At 64.7% G+C, this 26546-nt stretch carries 25 protein-coding genes; 17 read left to right on the top strand and 8 right to left on the bottom strand.

Annotation, left to right across the window (positions count from 1 at the left end; all coding sequences use genetic code 11):
- Positions 1 to 59 precede the first annotated feature (59 nt).
- The 4 genes from EP237_RS02300 (at position 60) to EP237_RS02315 (ending at position 2416) form a co-directional block, all read left to right on the top strand.
- Positions 60 to 644 carry an RNA polymerase sigma factor gene (locus EP237_RS02300; protein ID WP_127557654.1) on the top strand — a complete coding sequence of 195 codons (585 nt, stop codon included), beginning with the start codon at positions 60 to 62 and terminating at the stop codon, positions 642 to 644.
- Positions 634 to 981 carry a hypothetical protein gene (locus tag EP237_RS02305; RefSeq protein WP_127557656.1) on the top strand — a complete coding sequence of 116 codons (348 nt, stop codon included), beginning with the start codon at positions 634 to 636 and terminating at the stop codon, positions 979 to 981. Before EP237_RS02300 ends, EP237_RS02305 begins: the two co-directional genes overlap by 11 nt.
- A gap of 3 nt (positions 982 to 984) precedes the next feature.
- Entirely contained in the window at positions 985 to 1482 is a 498-nt protein-coding gene (locus EP237_RS02310; protein ID WP_127557658.1) for a periplasmic heavy metal sensor, read from the top strand.
- Between the two features lie 226 nt (positions 1483 to 1708).
- Positions 1709 to 2416 (top strand): IS1595 family transposase, encoded by a 708-nt coding sequence (locus tag EP237_RS02315; protein ID WP_127557660.1) that lies wholly within the window; start codon positions 1709 to 1711, stop codon positions 2414 to 2416.
- Between the two features lie 166 nt (positions 2417 to 2582).
- Here the strand turns inward: EP237_RS02315 and EP237_RS02320 are convergent, their stop codons facing one another.
- Positions 2583 to 3950 carry a diguanylate cyclase domain-containing protein gene (locus EP237_RS02320; protein ID WP_127557662.1) on the bottom strand — a complete coding sequence of 456 codons (1368 nt, stop codon included), beginning with the start codon at positions 3948 to 3950 and terminating at the stop codon, positions 2583 to 2585.
- Positions 3951 to 4041: 91 nt separating this feature from the next.
- Between EP237_RS02320 and EP237_RS02325 the strand changes: the two genes are divergently transcribed.
- Positions 4042 to 4320, top strand: a complete 279-nt coding sequence (locus tag EP237_RS02325; protein ID WP_127557664.1) for a DUF3572 domain-containing protein — start codon at positions 4042 to 4044, stop codon at positions 4318 to 4320.
- An 11-nt stretch (positions 4321 to 4331) separates the two neighbouring features.
- Here the strand turns inward: EP237_RS02325 and EP237_RS02330 are convergent, their stop codons facing one another.
- Entirely contained in the window at positions 4332 to 4781 is a 450-nt protein-coding gene (locus tag EP237_RS02330; RefSeq protein ID WP_127557666.1) for a MarR family winged helix-turn-helix transcriptional regulator, read from the bottom strand.
- A 105-nt stretch (positions 4782 to 4886) separates the two neighbouring features.
- Between EP237_RS02330 and EP237_RS02335 the strand changes: the two genes are divergently transcribed.
- The 4 genes from EP237_RS02335 (at position 4887) to EP237_RS02350 (ending at position 8949) form a co-directional block, all read left to right on the top strand.
- Positions 4887 to 5606, top strand: a complete 720-nt coding sequence (locus tag EP237_RS02335; protein WP_127557668.1) for an HAD family hydrolase — start codon at positions 4887 to 4889, stop codon at positions 5604 to 5606.
- Between the two features lie 92 nt (positions 5607 to 5698).
- Entirely contained in the window at positions 5699 to 7255 is a 1557-nt protein-coding gene (locus EP237_RS02340; protein ID WP_127557670.1) for a trimethylamine methyltransferase family protein, read from the top strand.
- A gap of 99 nt (positions 7256 to 7354) precedes the next feature.
- On the top strand, positions 7355 to 7942 hold the full coding sequence (locus tag EP237_RS02345; RefSeq protein ID WP_127557672.1) for a heme NO-binding domain-containing protein: 588 nt from the start codon (positions 7355 to 7357) through the stop codon (positions 7940 to 7942).
- Positions 7939 to 8949 (top strand): GGDEF domain-containing protein, encoded by a 1011-nt coding sequence (locus EP237_RS02350; protein ID WP_127557674.1) that lies wholly within the window; start codon positions 7939 to 7941, stop codon positions 8947 to 8949. The genes EP237_RS02345 and EP237_RS02350 overlap by 4 nt, the downstream gene beginning before the upstream one ends.
- 54 nt (positions 8950 to 9003) lie before the next feature.
- Here the strand turns inward: EP237_RS02350 and carB are convergent, their stop codons facing one another.
- The gene (gene carB, locus EP237_RS02355) at positions 9004 to 12345 is read right to left on the bottom strand and encodes a carbamoyl-phosphate synthase large subunit (RefSeq protein ID WP_127557676.1); all 3342 of its coding nucleotides are present in this window, start codon (positions 12343 to 12345) and stop codon (positions 9004 to 9006) included.
- A gap of 195 nt (positions 12346 to 12540) precedes the next feature.
- Between carB and EP237_RS02360 the strand changes: the two genes are divergently transcribed.
- Both EP237_RS02360 and EP237_RS02365 read left to right on the top strand, forming a co-directional pair.
- Positions 12541 to 13671 (top strand): aminodeoxychorismate synthase component I, encoded by a 1131-nt coding sequence (locus tag EP237_RS02360; protein WP_127557679.1) that lies wholly within the window; start codon positions 12541 to 12543, stop codon positions 13669 to 13671.
- Positions 13626 to 14273 carry an aminotransferase class IV family protein gene (locus EP237_RS02365; protein WP_240661452.1) on the top strand — a complete coding sequence of 216 codons (648 nt, stop codon included), beginning with the start codon at positions 13626 to 13628 and terminating at the stop codon, positions 14271 to 14273. Before EP237_RS02360 ends, EP237_RS02365 begins: the two co-directional genes overlap by 46 nt.
- On the opposite strand, the gene EP237_RS02370 is transcribed toward EP237_RS02365, so the two are convergent.
- Positions 14258 to 15454 carry an SAM-dependent methyltransferase gene (locus tag EP237_RS02370; RefSeq protein WP_127557681.1) on the bottom strand — a complete coding sequence of 399 codons (1197 nt, stop codon included), beginning with the start codon at positions 15452 to 15454 and terminating at the stop codon, positions 14258 to 14260. The two genes, EP237_RS02365 and EP237_RS02370, sit on opposite strands and share 16 nt — an antisense overlap.
- Positions 15455 to 15652: 198 nt before the next feature.
- On the opposite strand from EP237_RS02370, the gene aspS reads away from it, so the two are divergent.
- From aspS to EP237_RS02390, 4 genes are all read left to right on the top strand, one after another.
- Positions 15653 to 17428, top strand: coding sequence for an aspartate--tRNA ligase (gene aspS / locus EP237_RS02375; protein ID WP_127557683.1), 1776 nt, complete (start codon positions 15653 to 15655; stop codon positions 17426 to 17428).
- Between the two features lie 130 nt (positions 17429 to 17558).
- The gene (locus EP237_RS02380; protein WP_127557685.1) at positions 17559 to 18920 is read left to right on the top strand and encodes a DUF1800 domain-containing protein; all 1362 of its coding nucleotides are present in this window, start codon (positions 17559 to 17561) and stop codon (positions 18918 to 18920) included.
- A gap of 4 nt (positions 18921 to 18924) precedes the next feature.
- On the top strand, positions 18925 to 20160 hold the full coding sequence (locus EP237_RS02385) for a DUF1501 domain-containing protein (RefSeq protein ID WP_127557687.1): 1236 nt from the start codon (positions 18925 to 18927) through the stop codon (positions 20158 to 20160).
- A gap of 65 nt (positions 20161 to 20225) precedes the next feature.
- Positions 20226 to 20945 carry a GNAT family N-acetyltransferase gene (locus EP237_RS02390; protein WP_127557689.1) on the top strand — a complete coding sequence of 240 codons (720 nt, stop codon included), beginning with the start codon at positions 20226 to 20228 and terminating at the stop codon, positions 20943 to 20945.
- Here the strand turns inward: EP237_RS02390 and EP237_RS02395 are convergent.
- Positions 20942 to 21661 carry a response regulator gene (locus EP237_RS02395; RefSeq protein WP_127557691.1) on the bottom strand — a complete coding sequence of 240 codons (720 nt, stop codon included), beginning with the start codon at positions 21659 to 21661 and terminating at the stop codon, positions 20942 to 20944. The genes EP237_RS02390 and EP237_RS02395 overlap by 4 nt on opposite strands.
- A gap of 150 nt (positions 21662 to 21811) precedes the next feature.
- On the opposite strand from EP237_RS02395, the gene mce reads away from it, so the two are divergent.
- A complete protein-coding gene (gene mce, locus EP237_RS02400; protein WP_071688526.1) occupies positions 21812 to 22216 on the top strand; it encodes a methylmalonyl-CoA epimerase in 405 nt (134 codons plus the stop codon).
- On the top strand, positions 22216 to 22494 hold the full coding sequence (locus EP237_RS02405; protein ID WP_127557693.1) for a DUF1467 family protein: 279 nt from the start codon (positions 22216 to 22218) through the stop codon (positions 22492 to 22494). Before mce ends, EP237_RS02405 begins: the two co-directional genes overlap by 1 nt.
- Here EP237_RS02405 and EP237_RS02410 read toward each other — a convergent pair.
- The 3 genes from EP237_RS02410 to topA all read right to left on the bottom strand — a co-directional run bounded on the left by EP237_RS02410 (position 22466) and on the right by topA (position 26483).
- Positions 22466 to 23170, bottom strand: coding sequence for an EI24 domain-containing protein (locus EP237_RS02410; protein ID WP_127557696.1), 705 nt, complete (start codon positions 23168 to 23170; stop codon positions 22466 to 22468). The two genes, EP237_RS02405 and EP237_RS02410, sit on opposite strands and share 29 nt — an antisense overlap.
- The gene (locus tag EP237_RS02415; RefSeq protein WP_420812497.1) at positions 23167 to 23772 is read right to left on the bottom strand and encodes a nitroreductase family protein; all 606 of its coding nucleotides are present in this window, start codon (positions 23770 to 23772) and stop codon (positions 23167 to 23169) included. Before EP237_RS02415 ends, EP237_RS02410 begins: the two co-directional genes overlap by 4 nt.
- A gap of 110 nt (positions 23773 to 23882) precedes the next feature.
- The gene (gene topA, locus EP237_RS02420) at positions 23883 to 26483 is read right to left on the bottom strand and encodes a type I DNA topoisomerase (protein WP_127557698.1); all 2601 of its coding nucleotides are present in this window, start codon (positions 26481 to 26483) and stop codon (positions 23883 to 23885) included.
- Between the last annotated feature and the right edge of the window lie 63 nt (positions 26484 to 26546).

Below are 26546 nucleotides of genomic sequence, written 5' to 3' on the forward strand. Positions count from 1 at the left end.
AGCGGCCTCTCCCCCCGGTCGCTCTTTCCCCAACTGCGCAGGCGGGCTACGACAGGAGAATGGAGCCGTTGGATGCCGATCTGGACCAGCTTCAGGACGATGCCCTGATGGTGCTGTTTGCCAATGGCGAACCGGCAGCGGCCCGAATTCTGACCGCCCGCCTGCTGCCCCGGGCCCTGAGCCATGCCGCGCGGGTTCTGGGCGACCGGGCCGAGGCCGAGGATGTGGCGCAGGAGGCGATGCTGCGGCTCTGGCGCGCGGCGGCGAATTGGCAGCCCGGGGGCGCCAAGCCCTCGACATGGCTCTACAAGGTGGTGGCGAACATGACCGTGGACCGCTTGCGCCGGTCGGGTCGTGCCGTGGGGCTGGACGAAAGCGCCGAGCCCGAGGATGATCGGCCCGGTGCCGAGGAACAACTGGTTCAGGCTGGCCGCATGGCGGCGCTCGATGCGGCGCTGGCCCGGCTGCCGGAACGGCAGCGCCAGGCGGTGGTGCTGCGCCATATCGAGGGGTTGTCGAACCCCGAAATCGCTGACGCGCTGGAGATCAGCGTCGAGGCCGTCGAAAGCCTGACCGCGCGCGGCAAACGCGCCCTGGCGCAGGCCCTGGCCGGACAGAAGGAGGCCCTAGGCTATGACACATGATCTGGATGATCTCTTTGCGGCGGCCCGTGGGGCCGAGGTGCCGGGCGACGATCTAGTGGCCCGGGTGCTGGCCGACGCGGCGGCCGTGCAGGCCGAGGTGGCGACGAGAGCCGCGCCTTCGGGGGGCGGTTGGATGTCGGGTCTGATGTCCGGGATAGGCGGCTGGTTCGGCGCGGGGAGCCTCGTGGCCGCCACCACGGCGGGACTTCTGATCGGATTCTACGCGCCGGACACCGTTGACACTGTTCTGGGCGGGCAATTGTCCGAACTGGGGCTGGTGACGCAGGACGATCTGATGCCGGGGCTGGCCTATCTGCTGCCCGGTGAAGGGGGATAAGAGATGACCGAACCCACCCAAGCCAAACCGCGCACGCGCCGGGGGATCAAGATTGCCCTGGGGCTGAGCCTCGCGGTCAACCTGCTGATCCTGGGCGCGGTTGGTGGGGCCATGCTGAACGGGCGGCCCGACGGGTCGATCCGCGATCGGATGGACCTTGTGCGGACTCTTGGGCTCGGCCCGCTTGGCCGGGCACTGGACCGGGAGGACCGCAGCCAGATCGTGGCCCGTGTGGGCCAGGACCGGGCGCAGGTGCGGGCAGAGCGCGAGGCGCTTTTGGCCGCGACCCTCGCTTTCGTGACGGCGGTGGAGGCCGATCCATTCGATCGCGAGGCCACCGCAGCGGCGCTCGCGCAGCAGCGCGACCATGTGCGCGGGTTGCAGGAGCGCGGGCATGGGGCGCTGATGGAACAGCTGGAACGGATGTCACCTGCCGCGCGGGCCGAATTTGCCGCCCGTTTGCGCCAGTCGCTTGAGCGTCATCGCAACGATCGCCGGTAACCCTTGCCGTTTCGCCGCCTGCCGGCGTCGACCCGGGAGCGTCCCGTCTCAACCCCCGGCTTGCGCCGGAGGCCTCGACGGGCCGCGTTGCCACGGACTCGTGGCACGGTCGGCTCTGCAGGGGGCGCGGGCAATGCGGGTGTGAGTGCGGGACGCCTCCGGCGGAGGTATTTTTGCCAGGGTCTATTCCAGCTGAGTAGTTCTGAGAGTATGCTAAGGTGCTCTTATGGCTCAGAAAAACCGATATCTGTTTCGGGGGAGAATTTCGGAGCGGAAATTCCGCGATCTTCTGCGGCTTTTCGCGCTCGATATCACCGCCGACCGGGCGGCGGTTCTGACCGGTTTGAACCACAAGACGGCGGCCACCCTCTATGGGCTTCTGAGGCGCAGGATGGCGGAGTTGGCGCAGCAGGACTGCCCCTTCCGCGGCCAGGTCGAGTTGGACGAAAGCTACTTCGGGCCGACCCGTCAGCGCGGCAAGCCCGGCCTCGGGAAGGGGCGTGGTGTGAGGGGCAAGGTGCCGGTCTTCGGCATCCGCGAACGGGGCGGGCGGGTGCATTGTCAGATCGTCAAAAACTGTTCGAAAACAACGCTCTTGGCCATCATTGAGGGGCGCGTGGAGATCTCGGCCGAGGTCGTCACCGACGGCTTCCGCAGCTATGACGGGCTGGTTGAAGCCGGCTTCAAGCGCCACCACAGGATCAACAAATACTGGCAGCGCGATCGCCCGGTCTTCTCCGAAAACGGCGTCCACATCAACGGCATCGAGAGCTTCTGGAGCTACGCCAAACGCCGCCACGCAAAGTTCAACGGGCTGAGAAAAACCAGCTTCCCAACCTTCCTCAAGGAAACCGAATTCCGCTTCAATACGCGCGAAAAGGACCTCTATAAGATCCTCCTCAGATCGTGCAGAATGAAACCGCTCAGACGCTGAGCTGGAATAGACCCTGGTGCCAAGATGAAAGGGGTGGCGCATCATGCCTGGCCCGGTCTAAGGCCGCGTTCGTTTCGGAGACCGGGTGCCTTGCTTTTTTGCGGCTACTTTCTTCGGGCGACTGTGATAGGCGACACCCTGCGCGTCCTGACTGTCTCGATCCGGGTCAGGCTGCCGAGGCCGAGAGCGTTACGAGATTTCGGCCGTCCGATTTGGACCCGTAGAGCGCCATGTCGGCTTTCTGGATCAGCTGTTCCGCCGGATCGCCGGATTGCTCCGTGATGGTCAGTCCGACGCTCATCGTGACGGCGATTGCGCGGGCCGGGCCGTCAATGCTGATCGGGCTGCCACCGATGGCCTCGCGCAGCCGTTCGGCGCAGTGCAGCGCCGTGGCGGCGTCGGTGTCCTGCAGGGCCACGAGGAATTCCTCACCTCCGAGGCGGGCCAGAAGATCCTGCGGGCGCAGCACCGCGCGCAGGCGCTTGGCCACCGATGACAGCACCGCGTCGCCCGCCGCGTGGCCATGGCGGTCATTCACGGCCTTGAAGTGATCGAGATCGAGCATCATCACCGCGACCCCGCGGCCCGGCTCCTGCAGCATCCGGTCGAGCCGCTTGAGCGCGTAGCGCCGGTTGTGCAGACCAGTGAGGCTGTCTGTCACGGCCAGTTCCAGACCCGCTTCGACGGTGGCGCGAAGCCGGTCGGACTGACGCTTGCGGCGCAACTGGGTCTGGATGCGGAGGGCCAGTTCCTCGGGGTCGATGGGATCGTAGAGGATGTCGCCAGCGCCGAGGTCCAGCGCCACGGCCCCGCGTTCGCTGTCATTGCGGGGCAGGACGGTCAGGGCTGCGGCATGGCGCGTCGCGGGGCGGGAGCGCAGGTCGGAGAGCAGGCGCAGCCCCTCATTGCGCATGGTGAGGTCAGCGGCGATCACGAAGACATCCGGGGCGCTGCCGGTGTCGCGGGCCTGAAGCACCCGTTCGCGCGGCATCACGAGCAGATGTTCGTTCAGCCGGGGATCCAGGGCACGTTTCCAGGCCAGGCCGGTGACCGCGTCGGGGGCGACCAGCGCCACCTTGCCCGGCGTTTCATAGGCCGGGGCGGGTTCCGCAAAGCCGAGCCCGGCATAGGACTCCTCTCGCAGGCGCAGTTCGCGCTGGATTTCATGGGCGCGCAGCAGCGACCGGACACGGGCCAGCAGCGTGACCTCGTCGACCGGCTTTGACAGGAAATCATCGGCGCCGTGCAGCAGCCCCTGCATCTTGCTGTCGCGGTCGGCCAGCGCGGTCACGAGGATCACGGGAATATCGGCGGTGTCGGGGTCGGACTTGAGCTGTTCGCAGACGCTGACCCCGCTGATGTCGGGCATCATCACGTCCAGCAGGATCAGGTCCGGCTGTTCCGATTTCGCCAGGCGCAGCGTGGCCTGCCCGCAATCGGCTTGCAGCACCGAATAGCAGGCCGCCGCCAGCTTGACCTTCATCACGATGCGATTTGTGGCCACATCGTCCACAACCAGTATGCGCCCTGTCATCCTATGCTCCGCCACTGTTTATCTCGGGGCTTTCTTCATCCATGCTCCCGAAAGGTTAACAAAGCCTTTAACAAGAGGGATTCGCGGGCATATGAATGCAACCCGGGCGGAAGAAGTTGCGCTTTTGGCGCTAGGCTGGCTGGTGGGAAACGATGACCTTCTGCCGGTCTTTCAGGGCGCCAGCGGAGTCTCGGCCGATGATCTGCGCGCAGGCGCACAAGACCCGGCATTCCTGGCATCTGTCCTTGATTTCCTGCTGATGGACGATGCCTGGGTGATCGCGGTCTGCGATCACCTGGGGGTGCCTTACGACACGCTTTACAAGGTCCGCCAGATGCTACCCGGCGGGGATTTGCCCAACTGGACCTGAGAAACCGGCAGTCAGTCGCTTCCGCCTTCGCCGGCACAAAGCTTTGCAAGCAGGCGTTTCAACTCGCTGCGTTCCGCGACGGTGAGCTTGGCGTTGAAGTGGTTCATGTTCTCGGAGCAGATCGGAACCGCCTGGATCATCCGGTCATATCCCGCGTCGGTCATGCTGACCTCGGTCATGCGCCGGTCTTCCTTGCCGATGGCACGGGTGATCAGCCCCTCGGTTTCCAGCGCGCGAAGGGCGCGGGATGTGGCGGTTCTGTCGATCCCGACAAAGGCCGCGATGTCAGAGGGGTTTTTCAGCCCCTCTTCCGCAACGGCCAGAAGGATGCACCAGCCAACCCGAGTCAGGGCGAACCGCCTCAGCCCTTCTTCGACCCTGCGTTCCACAAGTCGTGCTGCGTATGACGCATGGAAGCCGATGCTGTCATGCAACCCGTATTTCAATCGCTGTCCGTCCATGAAAGCCCCAGACAAAAAAACAGAGTGTCCGGCCAACTCCAAGACACTTCATGGTGGCAATTGCTTTTCCACCATGCAGTATTTCACTACTGAGGGAGGAATTCAATGATTTCGGCAATCCTATTCGACAAAGACGGCACGCTGTTCGATTTCCAGGTCAGTTGGTCGGCCTGGGCGATGACATTTCTGCGCGATGCGGCCTCGGGGGACGAGGCCCGCGCCGCGCATCTGGGGGCTGTTCTGGGCTTCGACTGGCATGCGGGGCGATTTCGCGAAGACAGCTGCGTGATAGCCGGGACCGATGATGATATCGTCTCGGCGCTGGAACCGGAGCTACCGGGCGTCAGCAGGGCCGAGCTGAAGATGAGAATCGCCCTCGCCGCCGCCGAGGCCCCGCAGAGCGAGGCGGTCCCGCTGGCCCCGTTTCTGGACGCGCTGAAGGCGCGGGGGTTGAAGGTGGGCGTGGCCACCAATGACACCGAAGCCACCGCGCGGGCCCATCTTGCGGCGGCGGATATACTCGACCGGTTCGATTTCATCAGCGGTGCCGATAGCGGTCATGGCGCAAAGCCGGGGCCGGGCATGTGCCTTGCCTTCGCCAATGCACTTGGCCTGTTGCCGGCTGAGGTGCTGATGGTCGGGGACAGCCTGCACGATCTTCATGCAGGCCGCGCGGCGGGGATGCGCACGCTCGGGGTGCTCACCGGAGTGGCCGGGGCCGAGGTTCTGGCGCCGCATGCGGACTATGTGCTGCCCGATATCGGTGGTCTCGAAAGGTTGCTGGATCCTGACAATCGCCTGAGGCCGACCGACCTCGCGTCTTAAACGACGCAAACGGAATCGGAATCCGTCGCTATCTGAAAACTGTGCGGGCGGGCGCTACGCCAATCTGGGGCCAACAGGATTGGAGAGCCCCGATGACCGAAGACGCCCCCCGCCGCCGCCGTGCCGGCGGACGCCGCGGCCACGCAGATCGTGCCGGACATGCCGCCATCGACCAGATGCCTTGGCGCCTGCCGATAAACCCCGACCGCCCGACCGAACCGATGCCGCCAGAGGGGGTTCAAGCGATCCACAAGGGCGCCATGCGCATCCTGTCGGAGATCGGGATCGAGTTCCTGAACCCGGTCGCACGCGACCATCTTGCCCGCGCCGGCTGCAAGGTCGAGGGCGAAAATGTCAGGATGGACGAGGATTTCGTGATGGAAATGGTGGCGCGCGCGCCCGACCAGTTTTCGATCACTCCGCGCAATCCCGACCGAAAACTGATTATCGGGGGCAATCACATTGTTTTCGGCAACGTGTCCTCGCCGCCCAATGCCTGGGACATGGATCGGGGCAAGAGATCGGGTGACTTCGAAACCTACAAGGAATTTCTGAAGCTTACCCAGTATTTCAACTGCATCCATTTCGCGGGCGGCTATGCGCCGGAGCCGGTGGATGTGCATGCCTCGGTCCGGCATCTGGAATGTCTTTATGAAAAGCTGACGCTCACCGACAAGGTGGCGCATGCCTATTCGCTCGGGAAAGAGCGGGTCGAGGACGTGATGGAAATGGTGCGCATCGCGGGCGGGTTGTCGGAGGAAGAGTTCCGCGCCACGCCGCGCATGTACACCAACATCAATTCGGTCTCGCCCCTGAAGCATGACTTCCCGATGCTGGAAGGCGCGATGATCCTCGCCGAGGCGGGGCAGGGGGTGGTGGTGACCCCCTTCACGCTGGCCGGTGCCATGGCCCCGGTCACCATGTCGGGCGCGGTCACGCTGAGCCTGGCCGAGGGGCTGGCCGCAATTGCGCTGCTGCAATTCATCGCGCCGGGCTGTCCGGTGGCGATCGGCACGTTTACCTCGAACGTGGACATGAAATCGGGCGCGCCGGCCTTTGGCACCCCGGAATACATGCGCGCCACCCAGATGACCGGCCAGATGGCCCGGTTCTACGGGCTGCCGATGCGCGCCAGCGGCGTCTGCGCGGCCAATGTGCCCGACGGGCAGGCGATGTGGGAAACCTGCCATTCCCTGTGGTCGGCGGTGCAGTCGGGGACCAACATGGTCTATCATGCGGCGGGCTGGCTGGAGGGCGGGCTGATCGCGAGCCCCGAGAAGTTCGTCATGGACTGTGAAGTGTTGCAGATGATCCAGCGCTATTTCGAGCCGCAGCTTTGGGCGACGGAAGACGAGGATATCGCCATCGACGCGATCCGCGAGGTGGGGCCGGGCGGGCATTACTTCGGCGTGCAGCACACGCAGGACCGCTATCAGAGCGCGTTCTATTCCCCCTTCGCCAGCGACTGGCGCAACTATGAGGCCTGGGAAGCGGATGGCGGCACCTGGACGGCGGAGCGGGCCAACAAAATCTACAAGAAGATCATCGCGGAATTCGAGGCACCGGCCATGGATGAGGCGGTGAAGGAGGAATTGCGGGCCTTCGTGGATCGGCGGATTGCCGAGGGCGGCGCGCCGACCGATTTCTGAGATCATGGCTCTTCCCGACCTCGGAGCGGGAGGGACACCTGTAACGGCTTCTTAACCTCTTGGGGCTAGACCTGAGCGGCAGTTGAAGGGAGCCTGAGAATGCATGGTCTTGTGAACCGTGCCCTGCAGGGGTTTTTGATCGACACCTATGGAGAGGTGACCTGGGACGAAGTGTTGAGCCAGGCCGCCCTGCCTGCGGGCGGGTTCGAATCCATGCTGCACTATGAGGATCGCCTGACCGGTGAGGTGATCCTCGCGGCCTCTGCCGTGTTGCACAAGGACCGTTGCACCCTGCTGGAAGATCTGGGCACCTACCTTCTGTCGCATCCAAACCAGGAAGGCCTGCGGCGCCTGATGCGCTTCGGCGGCGACACGTTCTTCGATTTCCTGCAATCGCTGGATGATCTTTCGGGCCGGGCGCGGCTGGCGCTGCCCGATCTCGATATGCCCGACCTGACGATCCAGCATGACAGCCATAACCGTTTCGTCCTGTCGGTCCGATGGGGGTTGCCCGGGGCGGGGTCGGTGTTTCTGGGGGCATTGCGGGCGATGGCCGATGACTACGGCGCGCTGGCCTTCTTCGAGGCGGAAGAGGGCGAGGATGGGGAAGAGCGCGTGGTGATCGACCTTGTCGATCAGTCCTTCGCCTCCGGGCGCAGCTTTACCCTCGGGGGACGGGTGGCATGATCCAAGATCGGGTCATCGGACTGTCGGGGACCGCGCTGGACCAGCTGATGCCCATGCATCTCTGGGTCGGCCCGTCAGGGCTGATCAACCGGGTTGGACCGACCCTGACGCGGATTGCAGCGCGGGATCTGCGGGGGCAGCCGCTGTTTGATGTCATCGACCTGCATCGCCCCCGATCCGCCCGAACGCTGGAGGCGCTTTTATCCCTGCAGGGCGCGCGGCTGACCCTGTGCCTGCGCTGCCGGCCCGATCTGCAATTCCGCGGCATCGTGGTGGGGTTGCCCGCCGGCGTGGGTGGGCTGATCCAGATGTCGCTCGGGTTGTCCTTTGCCAAGGCCGTGGATGATTGCGGATTGACGCTGAAGGATTTTTCGCCATGCGATCAAACGGTTGACCTGCTCTACCTGCGAGAAGCCAATGCCGCCATCGCCCGCGAATCCCGCAAGCTGACCGAACGGTTGCAACGCGCAAGGCAGGCTGCGGAACAGCAGGCCCTGACCGACACGCTGACGGGCCTGGCCAACCGGCGCGCGATGGATGCGGCCCTGCTGGCGCTGACCGAGGTGCCGGTGCCGCGCTTCGGGCTGATGCATCTGGATCTCGATTTCTTCAAGGAGGTGAATGACAGCCTCGGGCATGCGGCGGGCGACCATGTGCTGACCCATGTGGCCGATATCCTGCGCTCGGAAATTCGTAGCGGCGATATCGTGGCGCGCGTCGGCGGGGATGAGTTCGTGCTGCTGTTTCGTGATTGCGATGACCCCGACCTGTTGGAGGCCATCGGCGCGCGGCTGATTTCCCGGCTGGAGGAGCCGACGATCTTCGACGGTCAGCCTTGCCGTATCTCGGCCAGTGCCGGATCGGTCCTCGCCTCGCGCTATGATCACCCGACGCCGGACCGAATGCTGAATGACGCCGATGTCGCGCTCTATGCCTCGAAGAACCGGGGGCGGGCACAGCATACGCTCTATTCCGAAGATCTCCTGGCCCCGCTCCGGCCCAATTGAAACGGCCCGCATCCTGGAAGGTGCGGGCCGGTCATGGTCTTTGCAAAAGAGAGATCAGGCGGCGGGGTTGGCCTGCAGGCTTTGCACGTTCAGATCGCCCTCACGTGCGGCGCGCATGGCCAGCGCAGCGGAATGGGCTCCCGCGGCCGTGGTGAAATAGGGGATCTTGTCATAAAGCGCGACCGAGCGGATCTCGCGGCTGTCTTCCACCGCCTGCGCGCCTTCGGTCGTGTTCATGACCAGGTGAATCTCGCCATCCTTCAGCAGGTCAACGATATTCGGGCGGCCTTCATAGACCTTATTCACCGTCTCGCAGGCCAGCCCGTGGCCTTCCAGCCAGCCAGCGCTGCCGCGGGTGGCGACGAGGGTGAAGCCGAGATCGATCAGGATCTGCGCGGCCTCCAGCATCAGCGCGCCCTTGTCGGCATCCTTGATCGACAGGAAGACGCGGCCCTCCGTGGGCAGGATGGTCCCGGCGCCAAGCTGTGCCTTGAGGAAGGCGCGGGGGAAGGACACGTCCCAGCCCATGACCTCGCCGGTCGAACGCATCTCGGGGCCGAGGATCGTGTCGACGCCTGGGAAGCGGGCAAAGGGCAGCACGGCTTCTTTCACCGAGAACCATGGCATGTTCGGGTCGGCAAGGGTCATCGGATCGGCCTCGGGCAGGGTGCCGGGCTTGGCGTTCTCCGGGTAGGGCGCGCGCATCGGGAAGGTCGACAGCGGCTCGCCCGCCATCAGTCGCGCGGCGATCGAGGCGATGGCGCTGTCGGTGGCCTTGGCGACGAAGGGCACGGTCCGGCTGGCGCGTGGGTTCACCTCGATCAGGTAGACCTCGCCATCCTTCACCGCGAACTGCACGTTCATCAGGCCGACGACGTTCAAAGCGAGGGCCAGAGCATTGGTCTGCTCTTTGATGACGTCCAGCACGTCCGAGGACAGCGAATAGGGCGGCAGCGAACAGGCGGAGTCGCCGGAATGCACGCCCGCCTCTTCGATATGCTGCATGATGCCCGCGATATGCACGTCCTTGCCGTCGCAGAGCGCGTCCACGTCCAGCTCGGTCGCGCCATCGAGATAGCTGTCCAGAAGGACGGGGCTGTCCCCCGACACGACCACGGCTTCGCGGATGTAGCGGCGCAGGTGATCCATGTCGCGCACGATCTCCATGGCGCGGCCACCCAGAACGTAAGAGGGGCGGATCACGAGGGGGAAGCCGATGTCTTCGGCGATGGCCAGTGCCTGCTCGTCCGTCGAGGCGATGCCGTTATGCGGCTGCTTCAGCCCAAGCCGGTTCACCAGGTCCTGGAACCGCTCACGGTCTTCGGCAAGGTCGATGGCATCGGGCGAGGTGCCGAGGATCGGGATGCCCGCCTCGGACAGCGCATTGGCGAGTTTCAGCGGGGTTTGTCCACCGAACTGGACGATGACGCCATGCAGGGTACCGGCCTGCTGCTCGACGCGCAGGATCTCCATCACATGCTCGAAAGTCAGCGGCTCGAAATAGAGGCGATCCGAGGTGTCATAGTCGGTCGAGACGGTCTCGGGGTTGCAGTTGACCATGATGGTTTCATAGCCCGCGTCCGTCAGGGCGAAACAGGCGTGGCAGCAGCAATAGTCAAATTCGATGCCCTGCCCGATCCTGTTGGGTCCACCACCCAAAATCACGACTTTTCTGGCACTTGTGGGACGAGCTTCACATTCCGCTTCACCCATGACGCTGTGTTCATATGTTGAATACATGTAAGGCGTCTGCGCTTCGAATTCCGCGGCGCACGTGTCGATCCGCTTGAATTGCGCGGTCACGCCGAGGTTGATGCGAGCGCGGCGCACGTTGTCTTCATCCCGCCCGGTCAGCTTGGCAAGCCGGGCATCGGTAAAGCCCATCATCTTGACCCGGCGCAGGCCCTCTTCGGTCACCGGCAGGCCGTCGCGGCGGATCACCTCTTCGGCTTCGATGACTTCGCGGATGCGGGCCAGGAACCACGGATCGAAGGCGGTGATGGCCTGGATCTCGTCATCCGAGAAGCCGTGGCGCATGGCCTGGGCGATGACACGCAGCCGGTCCGGGGTCTGTTCCGACAGGGCCTTGGACACAGCCGCCTTGTCAGGGGCGCCGGGGATGGCGATCTCGTCAAAGCCGGTCAGGCCGGTTTCCATCGAAGCCAGCGCCTTTTGCACGGATTCATGGAAGCTGCGGCCGATGGACATGGCCTCGCCCACGGATTTCATCGCCGTCGTCAGGTAGGGTTTGGAGCCGGGGAACTTCTCGAACGCGAAACGCGGGATCTTGGTGACGACATAGTCGATGGTCGGCTCGAACGATGCGGGCGTGACCTTGGTGATGTCGTTGTCCAGCTCATCCAGCGTATAGCCCACGGCCAGTTTCGCGGCGATCTTGGCAATCGGGAAACCCGTGGCCTTGGAGGCCAGCGCCGAGGACCGCGACACGCGCGGGTTCATCTCGATCACCACCATGCGCCCGTCTTCGGGGTTCACCGCCCATTGCACGTTCGAGCCGCCGGTTTCGACCCCGATCTCGCGCAGCACGGCGATCGAGCCGTTGCGCATGATCTGGTATTCCTTGTCGGTCAGCGTCAGCGCCGGGGCCACGGTGATGGAATCGCCGGTATGGACCCCCATCGGGTCGACGTTTTCGATGGAACAGACGATGATGGCGTTGTCAGCGGTGTCGCGCACCACTTCCATCTCGTATTCCTTCCAGCCCAGAAGGCTTTCATCCACGAGGATCTGGTTCACCGGCGAGGCATCCATGCCCGAGCGGCAGAAATGGATGTAGTCTTCACGGTTATAGGCCACGCCGCCGCCGGTGCCGCCAAGCGTGTAGGCGGGGCGGATAATGGCTGGCAGGCCGATCTCCTCCAGTTCTTCCAGAGCCATCTGAACGCCCGCGTCCAGATCGGCCGCGCCATTTGCCTTCTTGGGGGCGGTGATGATGGTGGCCTTGGGGTTTTCCAGCCCGATCCGGTCCATTGCCTCGCGGAACAGCTTGCGGTCCTCTGCCATTTCGATGGCATCGCGCTTGGCGCCGATCATCTCGACGCCGAACTTGTCCAGCACGCCCATTTCTTCCAGCGCCAGCGAGGTGTTCAGACCGGTCTGCCCGCCCATGGTGGGCAGCAGCGCGTCGGGGCGTTCCTTTTCGATGATCTTGGCGACAACCTCGGGCGTGATCGGTTCGATATAGGTCGCGTCGGCAAGGCCCGGGTCGGTCATGATCGTGGCGGGGTTGGAATTGACCAGGATCACCCGGTAGCCTTCCTCGCGCAGGGCCTTGCAGGCCTGGGCCCCGGAATAGTCGAACTCGCAGGCCTGACCGATTACGATTGGCCCCGCTCCGATGATCATGATGGACTGGATATCGGTTCTTTTCGGCATGTCGTTTCCCCGGCAGCAGGCAAGACGCCGGTGCGATGGCACCGTGCGCAAATTGTCCTGCGTTATAGGGATGGAGACCCCGGGCGCAAGGGGGGTCTGGAATGAATCTCAATCTGTCGCGCCCGGGGGTGTCCGTCGGCGGCAATTGCGCCTATCTGAGGGCAAGCGGAATCAAGCCACGAGTCGACATCTGACATGCGCATCACCTTCGATCACGGGCCCGGGTCTGGCCGCAGAAAGTTCGAATCCCCCCGCGCGTTGATCATCGCGCGGGACGCAGGTGACGTGGCCGGGGCGCTGCAAGAGATGGAGCTTGCCCGTGCGGGCGGGGCATGGCTGGCGGGATATGCCAGCTATGAACTGGGATATGCGCTGGACCCAAGGCTCGCGCCGCTGATGCCCGAGGCGCGCAAGATGCCGTTGCTGTGTTTTGGCATATATGATCGACCGGAGCCCGCAACATCGGGGTCGCGCACGGTTCTGCGCCCGCGAAACATTGCCCTCCGCTGGAGTGCCGCGCGTTACGCGCAGGCCTTCGAGCGGCTTCATGATCTGATCGGGGCGGGCGACCTCTATCAGGCCAACCTGACCTTTCCGATTGACCTCGATCTGGCGGGCTATTCCGCGGCCTCGCTTTACGAGGGGCTCAGCGACGGGCAGCCCGTGGGTCACGGCGCGTTGATCGAACAGATGGATGGCCCCGATATTCTCAGCCGCTCGCCTGAACTGTTCTTTCGCACGGACAGCGCGGGTCGCATCCAGACCCGGCCGATGAAGGGCACGCAACCCCGGTCTGCCGACCCTGTCGAGGATGCCGCGCGGCGCGATTTCCTGACGCATGATGAAAAGAACCTCGCGGAAAACCTGATGATCGTGGACCTGCTGAGGAACGATATCAGCCGCGTCTGCGTGGCCGGCAGCGTGCGCGTGCCGGAACTGTTCACCGTGGAAAGCTACGCGACCGTTCACCAGATGGTGTCGCTGATCGAGGGGCAATTGCGAGATCGCACAGGGCTGGCCGACATCCTGCGCGCCCTGCATCCCTGCGGGTCGGTGACCGGCGCGCCGAAGATCCGTGCGATGGAGGTGATCCGCGACCTGGAGCCATGGCCGAGGGACATTTACTGCGGTGCCATCGGGTGGGCCGCGCCCGACGGTCGGTCCGAATTCAGCGTCGCGATCCGCACGCTCATTCGCGACAAGACCGGACACGCGGTTCTGAATGTGGGTGGTGGCGTGGTCTGGGATTCGACGGCCGCATCGGAATACGAGGAGGCGCTGTGGAAAGCCCGTTTCCTGAGCCGGTTCCAGCCGGAACCCGCCTGATCGAAACCTTCGGCTGGTGGCCGGGAGAAGGGGCAAGGCGGCTCGACCGGCACCTTGCCCGCATAGGGCGCAGTGCCGGTGCGTTTGGCTTTCCCTTCGATCTGGATGCCGCGCGGGAATGGGTCGCAGGGCTGACCGGGCAGGGGGCCTTGCGCTGTCGCCTGACGCTTGGGGCGGGTGGGGATATGAAGCTTGCCGCTGTTTCTCTTCCGCCTGCCCCGGACAGGGCGTGGCGCGTGGCGATCCACCCGGAGCGGCTGCGGTCGGATGACCCCTGGCTGGGGCACAAGACCACGAACCGGGCGCTGTATGACCGGGCGCGGGCGGCGTTGCCGGAGGGTGTTGACGAGCTTCTCTTCCTCAATGAACACGGCGAGGTTTGTGAAGGGACGATCACCAATGTCTTCGTGACGCTGGAGGATGGTCACCGGATCACGCCGCCCCGGTCCTCCGGCCTGCTGCCGGGCATCCTGCGCGAGGAGATGCTGGAACGGGGGGAGGTGGAGGAAAGCCCTGTCACCCTCGACACGATGCGCAGCGCCCGCGCGATTTCCCTCGGCAATTCCCTGCGCGGAGAGATCGCGGCTCAGCTGCTCATATAGTCCCGGGTCAGGGGAACGGCCTCCTGTTGGCGTGCAAGTTGCATCTGGAACACGCATTGCTTGGCATGGCGGAACGACATTTCGCTGGCCTTGAGGTAGTAGCGCCACATCCGCACGAAGCGCGCATCGTAGAGCCGCTCTGCCTCCTCCGCGCGGGCCATGAACCGGTCATACCAGTGGCGCAGGGTTTCCGCGTAGTGCAAGCGCCAGACCTCCACATCCGTGGGGTAGAGCCCCGATGCCTCCACCGCCGCCGACATTTCCGACAGGGCGGGCACGTAGCCGCCGGGGAAGATATACTTGGTGATCCACGGGCTGGTGCTGCCCGGCGGTGTCGCGCGTCCGATCGTGTGGATCAGCGCCACGCCATCCGGGGTCAGCCGGTCGCGCACCGTGTCGAAATAGTCCCGGTAGTGGGGCACGCCCACATGTTCGAACATCCCGACGGACACGATCCGGTCGAACTGTCCGGTAACGGCGCGGTAATCCTTCAACTCAAAGCGCACCTTGTCGGCCATCCCTGCCGCCTCCGCCCGCGCGCGGGACCAGTCCAGCTGTTCGGTGGACAGCGTCACGCCCAGAACCTCGACCCCGAAATCCTGTGCCAGTGTCAGGGCCAGTCCACCCCAGCCCGAGCCGATCTCGAACACCCGCATGCCGGGTTCGAGGCAGAGCTTTTTCGCGATGTGGGCTTTCTTGGCGGCCTGTGCCTCTTCCAGTGTCATATCCGGGCGGGCGAAATAGGCGCAGGAATATTGCCGGTCCGCGTCAAGGAAGAGGTCATAGAGCGCTGCCGACAGATCATAATGATGGGCGACATTGGCCCGCGCCTTGCTGGCCGGGTTCCATTGATCCAGCCTGCGCCGCGCCAGCCGCGTGGTCTGGATCGTCTTGCGCCACCACAGATCGCCCGACTGCGTCACATTCATCGCCAGAAACGCGTGCAGCCCGTCCAGATCGTCACCCTCAATGGTGATGCGCCCCTCCATGAAGCCTTCACCCAAGGTCATATCCGGCGCGGTGATGATCCCACGCGCCACGCCCTCGTCGTGAAAGCGCAGACCAACATCAGGCCCCGGCCCGCCCTCATATCGGCTGACCCTGCCATCGGGATGCGTGATTTCCAGCGCGCCGGTCTTGACGAACCCGCGCAGCATTCCGTCCAACAGCTTGTCCCACATCGCCCTCAAAACCCCCGTTTCATCAGGTCGCGCGTGTCACAATCCGTGGGCTATTCTGCCAAATCCCGCGAAAAAGGGAAGATTTCGCAGCGAAACCGCCCCAGGCCCGGCAAAGCACCGCCGGGTCGGCCTTGACTTCCCGGCGCGCAGAAGGTGTATCGGCACAGTCGAAATTCCACCCCCGAAGGGACATCCGTGATGCATGCTTTCCGCAGCCATACCTGCGCCGAACTGACCAAGGAAAACGTGGGCCAGACCGTGCGTCTGTCGGGCTGGGTCCACCGGGTACGCGACCACGGCGGCATCCTGTTCATCGACCTGCGCGACCATTTCGGCGTGACGCAGGTGCTGGCCGATCCTGACAGCGCAGCCTTTGCCGATGTCGAAAAGGTGCGGTCCGAATGGTGTATCCGCATTGATGGCGAGGTGAAGGCCCGCGACCCTGAACTGATCAACCCCAAGATCCCCACGGGCGAGGTTGAGGTTTTCGTGCGCGCGCTGGAGGTTCTGGGCGCGTCCGAGGAACTGCCGCTGATGGTCTTCGGCGATCAGGAATACCCGGAAGAAACCCGCCTGCGCTACCGCTTCCTCGACCTGCGCCGCGAGAAGATGCAGAAGAACATGAAGCTGCGCTCGGACGTGGTGCGGTCCATCCGCCAGCGGATGTGGGACAAGGAGTTCAACGAATTCCAGACGCCGATCATTACCGCCTCCAGCCCCGAAGGCGCGCGCGACTTCCTCGTGCCCTCGCGCCTGCATCCGGGCAAATTCTACGCCCTGCCGCAGGCCCCGCAGCAGTTCAAGCAGCTGCTGATGGTCTCTGGCTTCGACAAGTATTTCCAGATCGCGCCCTGTTTCCGCGACGAAGATCCGCGCGCCGACCGCAGCCCCACCGATTTCTATCAGCTCGACATGGAGATGTCGTTTGTCACCCAACAGGACGTGTTCAACACGATCCAACCGGTGATCGAGGGCGTGTTCGAGGAGTTTGGCGGTGGCCACAAGGTCGACAAGCACTGGCCGCAGATCAGCTACAAGGACGCGGCGCTGTGGTACGGCACCGACAAGCCGGACCTTCGTAACCCGATCAAGATGCAGGACGTAAGCGAACATTTCGCGGGCTCCGGCTTTGCCATCTTCGCCAAGATCCTCGAACAGGACGGCACCCAGATCCGCGCGATCCCTGCGCCCAAGGGCGGCAGCCGCAAGTTCTGCGACCGCATGAACAAGTTCGCGCAGGAACAGGGTCTGCCGGGGATGGGCTACATCTTCTGGCGCGACGGCGAGGACGGCATGGAAGCCGCCGGGCCGCTGGCCAAGAACATCGGCCCCGAACGGACCGAGGCCATTCGCCAGCAGTTGAAACTGGGAAAGGGCGACGCGGCCTTCTTCCTTGGCGGCAAGCCCGATGCGTTCGAGGCTGTGGCGGGCCGCGCGCGCACCGTCATCGGCAACGAATTGGGCCTGACGGAGCAAAACCGCTTCGCCTTCGCCTGGATCGTCGACTTCCCGATGTACGAGGCTGACGAGGAAACCGGCAAGGTCGATTTCAGCCACAACCCGTTTTCCATGCCGCAGGGCGGGATGGAGGCGCTTCAGGGCGACCCGCTCGACGTGCTCGGCTACCAGTATGACCTCGCCTGCAACGGCTATGAACTGGTGTCGGGCGCGATCCGGAACCACAAGCCGGAAATCATGTTCAAGGCGTTCGAGCTGGCGGGCTATGGCGAAGAAGAGGTGCGCAAGCGCTTTGGCGGCATGGTCAACGCGTTCCAGTATGGCGCGCCCCCGCATGGTGGCTGCGCGGCGGGCATCGACCGCATCGTGATGCTGCTGGCCGATGAGGCCAATATCCGCGAGGTCATGCTCTTCCCGATGAATCAGCGGGCCGAAGACCTGATGATGAACGCCCCGTCCGAGCCGATGGCCGATCAGCTGATGGAACTGGGCCTGCGCGTCATCCCGCAGGACTGACATTCGCCCATGGCGACAAAGAGGCCCGGCATATCCCCGCCGGGCCTTTTACATTTGTTCATTCCGGGCTTTGGCGGGGGCGCGAAGCAGGCTATCTTTCGGACATGGATACCCCGTTTGCCTTTTGCCCATGACCTCCCCGAACACCCTTGCCGCGATTCGCTTTGGCACCGGCCTGCGCTCGGGGTTTCCGGCGGTCGCACCCGAGGCGATGCTGGCCGCGCTGTCAGAGCCCGACCGGATGGTCACGGCTTTCCCGCTCGACAGCTATGAGACCCGTGCGGCCTTTCGGATCGAATACACCCGCCTTCAGCGCGCGCGAAACGACAGCGAAGAGGCTGAAGCGGCGTTTCGTGATATACGCGACGCGCTCAATCGCGAGGTGCTGAACCAGATGGCCGTGACCCTTGCCCGCGGCGTGGCCGATCCCCACGGGCTGCGCGAACGGCTGGTCTGGTTCTGGGCCGATCACTTCACCACCGTCGGCGGCCGTGGTTTCATGCGCGGGGCCATTGCCGCCTATATCGACGAGACGATCCGCCCCCATGTGGCGGGCCGGTTCGGCGATATGCTGGAGACCGCGATCCTGCATCCGGTGATGGTGCTCTATCTCGATCAGGAACGGTCCTTTGGGCCCAATTCCGTAACCGGTCAGCGGCGTGGGGCCAGCCTCAACGAAAACCTCGCGCGGGAATTGCTGGAACTGCACACGGTCGGGGCGGATGGCGGCTATTCCCAGGACGATGTGCGGCAGATGGCGGAACTTCTGACCGGGCTTGGCGTCACGCGGGACGGCGCACTGGCCTTCCGGCCCAACAATGCCGAACCGGGGGCAGAGACGGTGATGGGCAACAGCTATGGCGGTGACGGTCAGGCCCGACTGGCCGATATCCGCGCCGCGCTGCATGATCTGGCGATCAGGCCAGAGACCGCCACCCATATCAGCCGCAAACTGGCCGACCACTTCCTGTCCGACGCGCCCGATCCGGGGCTGGTGGCGGATATGCAGGCGGTCTGGCTGGAGACTGGCGGCGATCTGGCGGCGGTGACGGCGACCCTGTTGGCCCATCCCGCCGCCATGACGCCGGGGCCGGGGCGCGTGAAACAGCCGCTGCACTTCCTCGCATCGGCCCTGCGCGCGCTTGAGGTGCCGCCAGAGGGCCTGATCCGCGCGCCGTTGCACCGGCTCAGGAACCTTGCGGCGCGTCCGATGGCGGCCATGGGGCAGGGCTGGCAGAACGCGTCGGGCCCGGACGGGTATTTCGACGACGATGCGGAATGGATCGGACCACAGACGCTGGCCGCGCGCATTGCATGGTGCATGACCGTCCCGTCAGAGCTGCGCCCGCAATTGCCGGACCCGCGCGCCTTTGCCCGCGATGCGCTTGGCGATGCCGCCCCGCCGGACCTGCTGCGGGCCGCAGCCCGCGCCGAAAGCCGGATCGAAGGCGTCGGGCTGGTGCTGGCTTCGCCCGCGTTTCAGAGGAGTTGAGCCGATGTCCCGACTGACCCGCCGCGACCTGCTGCTGCGCGCCTCGGCCATTGGCTGTTCGGCGGCGGCCAGCCCGCTGATGACTCCGGTGGCCTTTGCCTCTGCCCCGACCGACAACCGGCTGGTGGTGATCATCCTGCGCGGAGCGATGGACGGGCTGGACCTCGTGCAGCCCTATGGCGACCCGGATTTCTCCGGCTATCGACCCGATTTCGCCATCGGGCCCGCTGCGGGCGCGCATGATCTCGACGGGTTCTTTGCCCTGCATGCCGGGCTCGGCGACCTGATGCCGCTCTGGCAGGCCGGAGAGCTTGGCTTCGCGCATGCGGTCTCCACCCCCTATCGCAACCAGCGCAGCCATTTCGACGGGCAGGATCTGCTGGAGGCGGGCACCGGGGCCGAGACGGTCGGGCGTTCCTACGAGGATGGCTGGCTGAACCGGCTGGTGCAGACCTTGCCCGGCGCCACGCGGGAAACGGCCCTTGCCGTGGGCCGCGAGGAGGCGCTGATCCTGCGGGGGGCTGCGCCGTCGGTGGCATGGTCGCCGGCCTCGCGGCTTGGGTTGTCTCCGGCAACGGCGGATCTTTTGGGGATGCTCTACCACGATGATCCCCTGTTCCGGGAAGCCTTTGAAGATGCGGAATTTTATTCCGACCTTCTGCATGGCTCTTTCGATGGCGGGGACATGGAGGAAGGCGAGATGATGGAGGCGATGGCGGAAAGCATCGCCGCCTCCAACCGCTCTGTCACGGCCCGGTCCCTGGCCAGTTTCGCCGCCGAACGGCTGCGTGAGGATGCAAGGATCGCCAGTTTCTCGCTTGGCGGGTGGGACACGCATCGTGGGCAGGTGAACCGGATGGGCGGGGCGTTGCGGCATCTGTCCAGCGCGATATCGGAGCTGCGCAGCGGGCTCGGCCCCGATTGGGATCGGACGGTGGTGCTGGCAATGACCGAGTTCGGGCGCACGGTCCGCCAGAACGGCTCGGCGGGCACCGATCATGGCACCGGCAGCGCGTTGGTGATGGCCGGGGGGGCCATTCGCGGGGGCCGGATAGTGGGCGATTGGCCGGGTCTGGGGCAGGGCAACCTGTTTGCAGATCGTGACCTGATGCCCACCCGCGATGTGCGCGCCTATGCGGCATGGGCGATGGCGGGGCTCTTCGGCACCGACCGGGCGGCGCTGGAGGGGCAGATTTTTCCGGGGATCGATCTCGGCCCGGACCCCGGCCTTTTGCGCTGAACCGCTTGCACTTTGCGGCGCGCTCGCCTTTTCTGTGGCGTGAGGTCACGGATCTGGGGCGCGGCATGTCAGACACGAAATTCGGAGCCAAACTGCTCGGTTGGACCGCGCCGCCGCGTCCGTCTATGGCCCCTTTGGAAGGGCGCTTTGCCCGGCTCGTGCGGCTCGACGCCGATGCCCACGCCGCCGACCTGCACCGGGCCAACTCCGCCGACAGCGCGATCTGGGATTACCTGCCCTATGGCCCGTTTTCCTCGGCCGCCGCCTATCACCGCTGGATCCGCCAGATCACCGCCGGGGACGACCCGCTGTTTTACGCCATCCAATCCCGCGAAACAGGACAGTTCGGGGGCGTTGCGAGCTATCTCAGGATCACGCCGGACGTGGGCATCATCGAAGTGGGGCACATCAATTTCTCGCCCGAGCTTCAGCGGACGCGGGCCGCGACCGAGGCGCTCTTCCTGATGATGGAATGGGTGTTCGAGGCGGGCTATCGGAGGTTCGAGTGGAAATGCGACGCGCTGAACATGCCCTCGCGCCGGGCGGCGCAGCGGCTCGGCTTCAGCTATGAGGGCATTTTCCGGCAGGCCACCATCGTCAAGGGGCGCAATCGGGATACGGCCTGGTTTGCCTGTATCGACAAGGAATGGCCTGCGCTGCGCGAAGCGTTTCAGGCATGGTTGTCGCCATCCAATTTCCGGGCGGATGGAACCCAGAAGGAGGCCCTGTCCGATCTGACGAGGCTGGTGCGCGCCGGGTCCGATCCTGCATTGATCGATCGCTAGACCGCTTCCATCCCCGCCACCCGGTCGGCCAGCAGGGCGCGCAGATTGGCCCGGTCCGCATGGGCCAGATGGACCGGCAGGGCGCGGGCGGTTTCCAGCAGGCCCACATCGCCGGCGCTGCGGGCGATGCCCAACAGGAAGCGCCGCATGTAGTCCGCGGGCAGTCCGTCCTGGTTGAGCAGGTCGAGCGCATGGGTCAGATCATCCCTGAGGGCCAGCCGGTCGGGGCAGAGGGTCTGCGTGTCCACGGCACGTGGGCCGCGCGGCTGCATCTCGGGCGGAAGGTGCTTCAATATCTCGGTCTGGAAGGCGTTGAGACTGTCCACCGGTTTCGGCAGGAACCCGTCTGCCCCGGCGTTCCTGGCAGCCCGCGCTGCGGCCTCCCGTTCGGCCCCCGATGTGGCCAACAGGACCGGTACCCGCGGGCTGGTGCGGTGCATTTCGTCGATGAGGCTGAGCCCGGACCCGTCCGGCAGGCCCAGATCGACGATGGCCACGCTTGGCCGGTAGGTGTTCAGGTGACGATGCGCCGAGGCGAGGCAATCGGCCCGCCTGATCCGCGCGCCGGAGCGCAGGCACATCAGGCGCAGCGCCTCTGACGCGAAGCGGCTGTCTTCGACAACCAGAACGGTCAGCCCGGCAAGCGGGCGGTCTGCCGTCGGTATCGGGTGGTAAAACGGGATCTCCTCATCCGGTCTGCGAGTGTCGGTGTCCATGTCCAAAAGCCCCCAAGGCGATTCTGACACCCATTAGACCCGCCCAAGGTTGACAGAGGGTTAACGGCAGGGGCGCGGCGAAGGGCCGCTTGCCAACCCCCCACCCTCGGCCCCATATGCAGCGCAAGCGAGAGACAAAGGAGTGATGACATGATCGGACGGCTGAACCATGTGGCGATTGCGGTGCCAGACCTGGAGGCGGCAGCGGCGCAATACCGCGACACGCTCGGGGCGAAGGTGAACCCTCCCCAGGATGAGCCCGACCACGGCGTGACAGTGGTGTTCATTGAACTGCCCAACACCAAGATCGAACTGCTCTACCCGCTTGGCGACAACAGCCCGATCAACGGATTCCTCGAAAAGAACCCGTCGGGCGGCATCCACCATATCTGCTATGAGGTCGAGGATATCCTGGCGGCCCGCGACCAGCTGAAAGCCTCGGGCGCGCGGGTTCTGGGCAGCGGAGAACCCAAGATCGGCGCCCATGGCAAGCCGGTCCTGTTCCTGCATCCGAAAGACTTCACCGGCACTCTCGTTGAACTGGAACAGGTCTGATGGGCTGGTTTACCTCTCTCGTCCTCTTGGCGGTCGTCTGGTTCATGACGCTCTTCATCGTGCTGCCGCTGCGCCTGAAAACCCAAGGGGACACGGGCAATATCGTGCCCGGCACGCCCGCCTCCGCGCCGGACAATATCCAGATCAAGCGCAAGTTCCTGATCACCACTCTGGTGGCGCTGCCGATCTGGGCCGTGCTGGTGGCGCTGATCCTGTCGGGTCGCATCACCGTCGATAGTTTCGATCTGTTTACCCTGTTCGGGGGGCAGCTCGACTGAGCCGATGATAGAGATGCGTGAAGGTGGCTGCGCCCAAGATCGGGACCAAGAGGTTCACGACCGGGATCGTCAGCGGTACGGCCATCAGCACGCCTGCGGCGAAAATCTGGGTGCGGTTGCGTTTGCGAAATCGCGCCGCCCCCGCCGCGTCATTGCGGCGTAGCGCCACGAGCTGCGCGTATTCCCGGCCCAGAAGCACGCCGTTGATGACCCAGAACAGGATCGGCGCAATGGGGGCGAAGAGAATATAAGCAATCATCGCCACGAGGTTGACGCCGATCACCACGCCCAGAAAACGGACGGCGTCCAGCAGCCCTTCGGCAATGCCAACCTGGCGGGCGGCCGGCAGGCCCGGATAGTGGCGGTCCTCTACCGCGTCGGCGATCTGTTCCAGGAAAATGCCGATAAAGGCCGAGGCCACGGGCACCATCAGGAAGATCGAGGCGACCAGCATGACCGGGATCACCGCCCAGGACAGGGCCGCGTCGATGCCGCCGATCTCTCCGATCCAGGGCAGGGTCAGCGTGTCGGGGACCAGCCAGCCGATCGCTGTGGCGAAGACCCAGTAGATACCCACCAGCAGCGCCACGGTCAGCGCCAGCCCCATCAGCAGAACACGCAGAAAACGCGGATCGGACAATTGCCGGACCGCTTTCAGGAAATCGTTAAAAATCATTCACTTACCCAAGTGGTAATGGCAGAGAGGTCTGGGCGGGGTCGCTCTGGCGGCACATTGGTCTCAGTCCCCAGATGGATGAAACCGGCGACAAACTCTTGGTCCGCCAGCCCCAGCCCTTCACTCAGGAACGGCCGGTCGAAAGCCATCCAGCCGGTCAGCCAATTGGCCCCCCATCCGGCGGCAAGCCCTGCATTGATCAGGGCGAGGCAGACAGCCCCGGCGCTTAGCACCTGTTCGACCTCGGGCACCTTGTCCGAGGCTTTCGGGCTGGCGACGACGGCCACCACCAAATGCGCATCTTCAAAGGCGCGGGCGGATTTTTCCAGCTTTTCCGGCTCGAGTCCGGCATCCGCACCCCGGTCCCGCGTCAGGCCCGCCAGCCGCAGGTTGGCCCCCCGTTCCAGCACGATGAAGCGCCAGGGCTCCAGCTTGCCGTGATCGGGTGTGCGCGCGGCGGCGGTCAGCAGGGTGTCCACCGTTGCGCGATCCGGAACCGGGGTGGTCAGCGTCTTTGCGGGGCGTGACCGGCGGGTCAGCAGGAAGTCGAGCACCTCGGGGCGGGGCGAGAGCGGGGCGATATCGGGCATGTCGGCTTTCATCTGGAACGGGTCCCAGACATGTCGGCAAAGCCGGGGCAGAGTTCAACCCTTGCGCGCGGCCCGCCGCCGGATTTTCGCAAAAAGGGGGCGGTGCCGCCCCCGTCAGCGGATCACTTCGATGCCTTCTTGCGGGCGGGCTTCTTCTTGCCGCCCTTGGCCTCGCGTTCGACGATCAGCTCAATGGCCATTTCCATGGTCACATCCTCGGGCTTCACGTCCTTGGGAATGGTGGCGTTCACCTTTTCCCATTTCACGTATGGCCCGTAGCGGCCCTCCATCACGTTCACCGCGCCGCCCCGATCCGGGTAGTCGCCCAGTTCCTTCAGCGGTGCGACCGCCGTGCGGCCCCGGCCCGGCCCGCGAGATCGCTTCTCGGCCAGAAGTTCCACCGCCCGGTTCATGCCGATCTCGAACACGTCATTGGGCTCGCGCAGATTGGCATAGGTGGGCTTGTCGGCATCCGCCGCCGTATGCATCACGTAAGGGCCGAAGCGTCCGAAATTGGCGCTGATCATGTTGCCGTCTTCCGGGTGCGGGCCGATTTCGCGCGGCAGGCTGAGCAGCGTCAGCGCCTTGTCCAGATCCATTGCATCGGCCGACCAGCCCTTGGGCAGCGAGGCGCGCGGCGGCTTCTTGTTCTCTTCGCTGGCCTCGCCCTTCTGTACGTAAGGCCCGAACCGGCCAGAGCGCAGTGTGACGGCCTCGCCCTCGTCATAGCCAAGCACCTTGTCGCCCGCCTGTGCGTCGGCATCACCGCCGATCGGGCGGGTATAGCGGCATTCGGGGTAGCGGGAACAGCCGACGAAACCGCCGGTGCGCGAGGTTTTCAGATGCAGGCTGCCTTCGCCGCAAAGCGGGCACTGGCGCGGGTCGGTGCCATCTTCACGGGGCGGGTAAAGCTGCGGGGCCAACGCCTCGTCGAGTTTATCCAGCACCTCGGTGATGCGCAGTTCGGATGTTTCGGCGATGGCCGCGGAAAAATCGCGCCAGAACTTCGCCAGCACCTGCTTGTAGTCCAGATCGCCGGCCGAGATTTCATCGAGTTCCTCTTCCAACTCTGCGGTAAATTCATACCCCACATATTTGCGGAAGAAGTTCAGCAGGAAGATCGTGACAATCCGGCCCTTGTCCTCCGGGAACAGGCGGTTTTTGTCTTTCCGCACATATTCACGGTCCTGGATCGTGGTGATGACCGAGGCATAGGTGGAGGGCCGCCCGATGCCGAGCTCCTCCATCTTTTTCACAAGCGTCGCCTCGGTATAGCGTGGGGGCGGCTGCGTGAAATGCTGCTGGCCCAGAATAGCGCCATCGTCCGAGATCAGCGCCTTGCCATCCGTCGTCAGGCGGGCATGTTCCTCGGCCATCGCGCGGCCAACCTTTTTGAGTTTGTCGCCCTGAGAGATCTGCGGCAGGCGGCGGTCCTCATCAGAGGCGGCATCGTCGTCGCGGCCTTCCTCATAGACCTTCATAAACCCGTCAAACATCACCACCTGACCGGTGGCGCGCAGCACGACCTGATCGTCATCGCTGCTGATATCGACCGTGGTGCGTTCCAGCCGCGCGGCCTCCATCTGGCTGGCGATCGTGCGCTTCCAAATGAGGTCATAGAGCTTTTTCTGATCCGCCTCGGACACGCGCAGGCTGGCCGGATCCTTCGACATGTCCGTGGGGCGGATACATTCGTGGGCTTCCTGCGCGTTCTTGGCCTTGTTCTTGTAGATGCGGGGGGAGGAGGGCAGGTAGTCCGCCCCGTAGCGGTCCTTGATCGCATCGCGGGCGGCGGCCACGGCTTCGGGTGCCATGTCGATCCCGTCGGTCCGCATATAGGTGATGTGACCCGCTTCATAGAGCCGCTGCGCCGCGTTCATCGTCTGGCGCGCGCCGAAGCCGAATTTGCGGCTGGCCTCCTGCTGCAGGGTCGAGGTCATGAAGGGGGCAGAGGGGTTGCGTGTCGAGGGCTTGGCTTCGACCGAAGCGACGCTGAGTGCCCGCGACGACACCGCCTGCACGGCCATGGTCGCGGCGGCCTGGTTGTCCAGGTCGTATCGGTCCAGCTTCTTGCCACCAAGCGTGGTCAACCGCGCTTCGAAGGTCTGGCCGCGCGGGGTTTCCAGCACGGCGCGTACCGACCAGTATTCGCGGGCGGTGAAAGCCTCGATCTCCATCTCGCGTTCGACGATCAGCCGCAGGCAAACCGACTGCACCCGGCCCGCCGACCGCGCGCCGGGCAGCTTGCGCCACAGGACCGGGCTCAGCTTGAAACCCACCAGATAGTCGAGCGCGCGGCGGGCCAGATAGGCCTCGACCAGCGGTTCATCCACCTGACGCGGGTTCTTCATTGCCTCGGTCACGGCGGCTTTGGTGATCGCGTTGAAGACGACGCGGCTGACCTCGGTCGTTTTCTTGATCGCGCGGCGCTTGGTCAGCGCCTGTTGCAGGTGCCACGAAATTGCCTCTCCCTCGCGGTCGGGGTCGGTCGCGAGAATGAGCGTGTCGTCGGTTTTCAGCGCGTCGGCGATGGCTTTCACATGCTTCTTAGAGTCGTTTCCGACCTCCCACAGCATCTCGAAATCGTGGTCCGGGTCGACCGATCCATCCTTGGGCGGCAGGTCGCGGACATGCCCGTAGGAGGCCAGCACGGTGAAGTTATCCCCGAGATATTTGTTGATTGTCTTGGCTTTAGCCGGGGACTCGACGACGACGACTGGCATTCAAAATGACCTCTGGGCAGCGGATAATGGGTGGCGCGGGAACATGTGTCGCTCTGGCAGGGC

Origin of the sequence: Nioella ostreopsis, assembly GCF_004000255.1 — a bacterium.
Taxonomy (GTDB): domain Bacteria; phylum Pseudomonadota; class Alphaproteobacteria; order Rhodobacterales; family Rhodobacteraceae; genus Nioella; species Nioella ostreopsis.

Coding starts and splice junctions, on each gene's coding strand:
- EP237_RS02315 (WP_127557660.1), top strand. CDS start 1,709: ATGGCTCAGAAAAACCGATATCTGTTTCGGGGGAGAATTTCGGAGCGG.
- EP237_RS02385 (WP_127557687.1), top strand. CDS start 18,925: ATGTCCCGACTGACCCGCCGCGACCTGCTGCTGCGCGCCTCGGCCATT.
- EP237_RS02390 (WP_127557689.1), top strand. CDS start 20,226: ATGTCAGACACGAAATTCGGAGCCAAACTGCTCGGTTGGACCGCGCCG.
- EP237_RS02360 (WP_127557679.1), top strand. CDS start 12,541: ATGCGCATCACCTTCGATCACGGGCCCGGGTCTGGCCGCAGAAAGTTC.
- EP237_RS02405 (WP_127557693.1), top strand. CDS start 22,216: ATGGGCTGGTTTACCTCTCTCGTCCTCTTGGCGGTCGTCTGGTTCATG.
- EP237_RS02350 (WP_127557674.1), top strand. CDS start 7,939: ATGATCCAAGATCGGGTCATCGGACTGTCGGGGACCGCGCTGGACCAG.
- EP237_RS02305 (WP_127557656.1), top strand. CDS start 634: ATGACACATGATCTGGATGATCTCTTTGCGGCGGCCCGTGGGGCCGAG.
- mce (WP_071688526.1), top strand. CDS start 21,812: ATGATCGGACGGCTGAACCATGTGGCGATTGCGGTGCCAGACCTGGAG.
- topA (WP_127557698.1), bottom strand. CDS start 26,483: ATGCCAGTCGTCGTCGTCGAGTCCCCGGCTAAAGCCAAGACAATCAAC.
- EP237_RS02325 (WP_127557664.1), top strand. CDS start 4,042: ATGAATGCAACCCGGGCGGAAGAAGTTGCGCTTTTGGCGCTAGGCTGG.
- EP237_RS02410 (WP_127557696.1), bottom strand. CDS start 23,170: ATGATTTTTAACGATTTCCTGAAAGCGGTCCGGCAATTGTCCGATCCG.
- EP237_RS02335 (WP_127557668.1), top strand. CDS start 4,887: ATGATTTCGGCAATCCTATTCGACAAAGACGGCACGCTGTTCGATTTC.
- EP237_RS02415 (WP_420812497.1), bottom strand. CDS start 23,772: ATGAAAGCCGACATGCCCGATATCGCCCCGCTCTCGCCCCGCCCCGAG.
- EP237_RS02340 (WP_127557670.1), top strand. CDS start 5,699: ATGACCGAAGACGCCCCCCGCCGCCGCCGTGCCGGCGGACGCCGCGGC.
- EP237_RS02300 (WP_127557654.1), top strand. CDS start 60: ATGGAGCCGTTGGATGCCGATCTGGACCAGCTTCAGGACGATGCCCTG.
- EP237_RS02310 (WP_127557658.1), top strand. CDS start 985: ATGACCGAACCCACCCAAGCCAAACCGCGCACGCGCCGGGGGATCAAG.
- carB (WP_127557676.1), bottom strand. CDS start 12,345: ATGCCGAAAAGAACCGATATCCAGTCCATCATGATCATCGGAGCGGGG.
- EP237_RS02330 (WP_127557666.1), bottom strand. CDS start 4,781: ATGGACGGACAGCGATTGAAATACGGGTTGCATGACAGCATCGGCTTC.
- EP237_RS02370 (WP_127557681.1), bottom strand. CDS start 15,454: ATGTGGGACAAGCTGTTGGACGGAATGCTGCGCGGGTTCGTCAAGACC.
- EP237_RS02380 (WP_127557685.1), top strand. CDS start 17,559: ATGACCTCCCCGAACACCCTTGCCGCGATTCGCTTTGGCACCGGCCTG.
- EP237_RS02320 (WP_127557662.1), bottom strand. CDS start 3,950: ATGACAGGGCGCATACTGGTTGTGGACGATGTGGCCACAAATCGCATC.
- aspS (WP_127557683.1), top strand. CDS start 15,653: ATGCATGCTTTCCGCAGCCATACCTGCGCCGAACTGACCAAGGAAAAC.
- EP237_RS02345 (WP_127557672.1), top strand. CDS start 7,355: ATGCATGGTCTTGTGAACCGTGCCCTGCAGGGGTTTTTGATCGACACC.
- EP237_RS02395 (WP_127557691.1), bottom strand. CDS start 21,661: ATGGACACCGACACTCGCAGACCGGATGAGGAGATCCCGTTTTACCAC.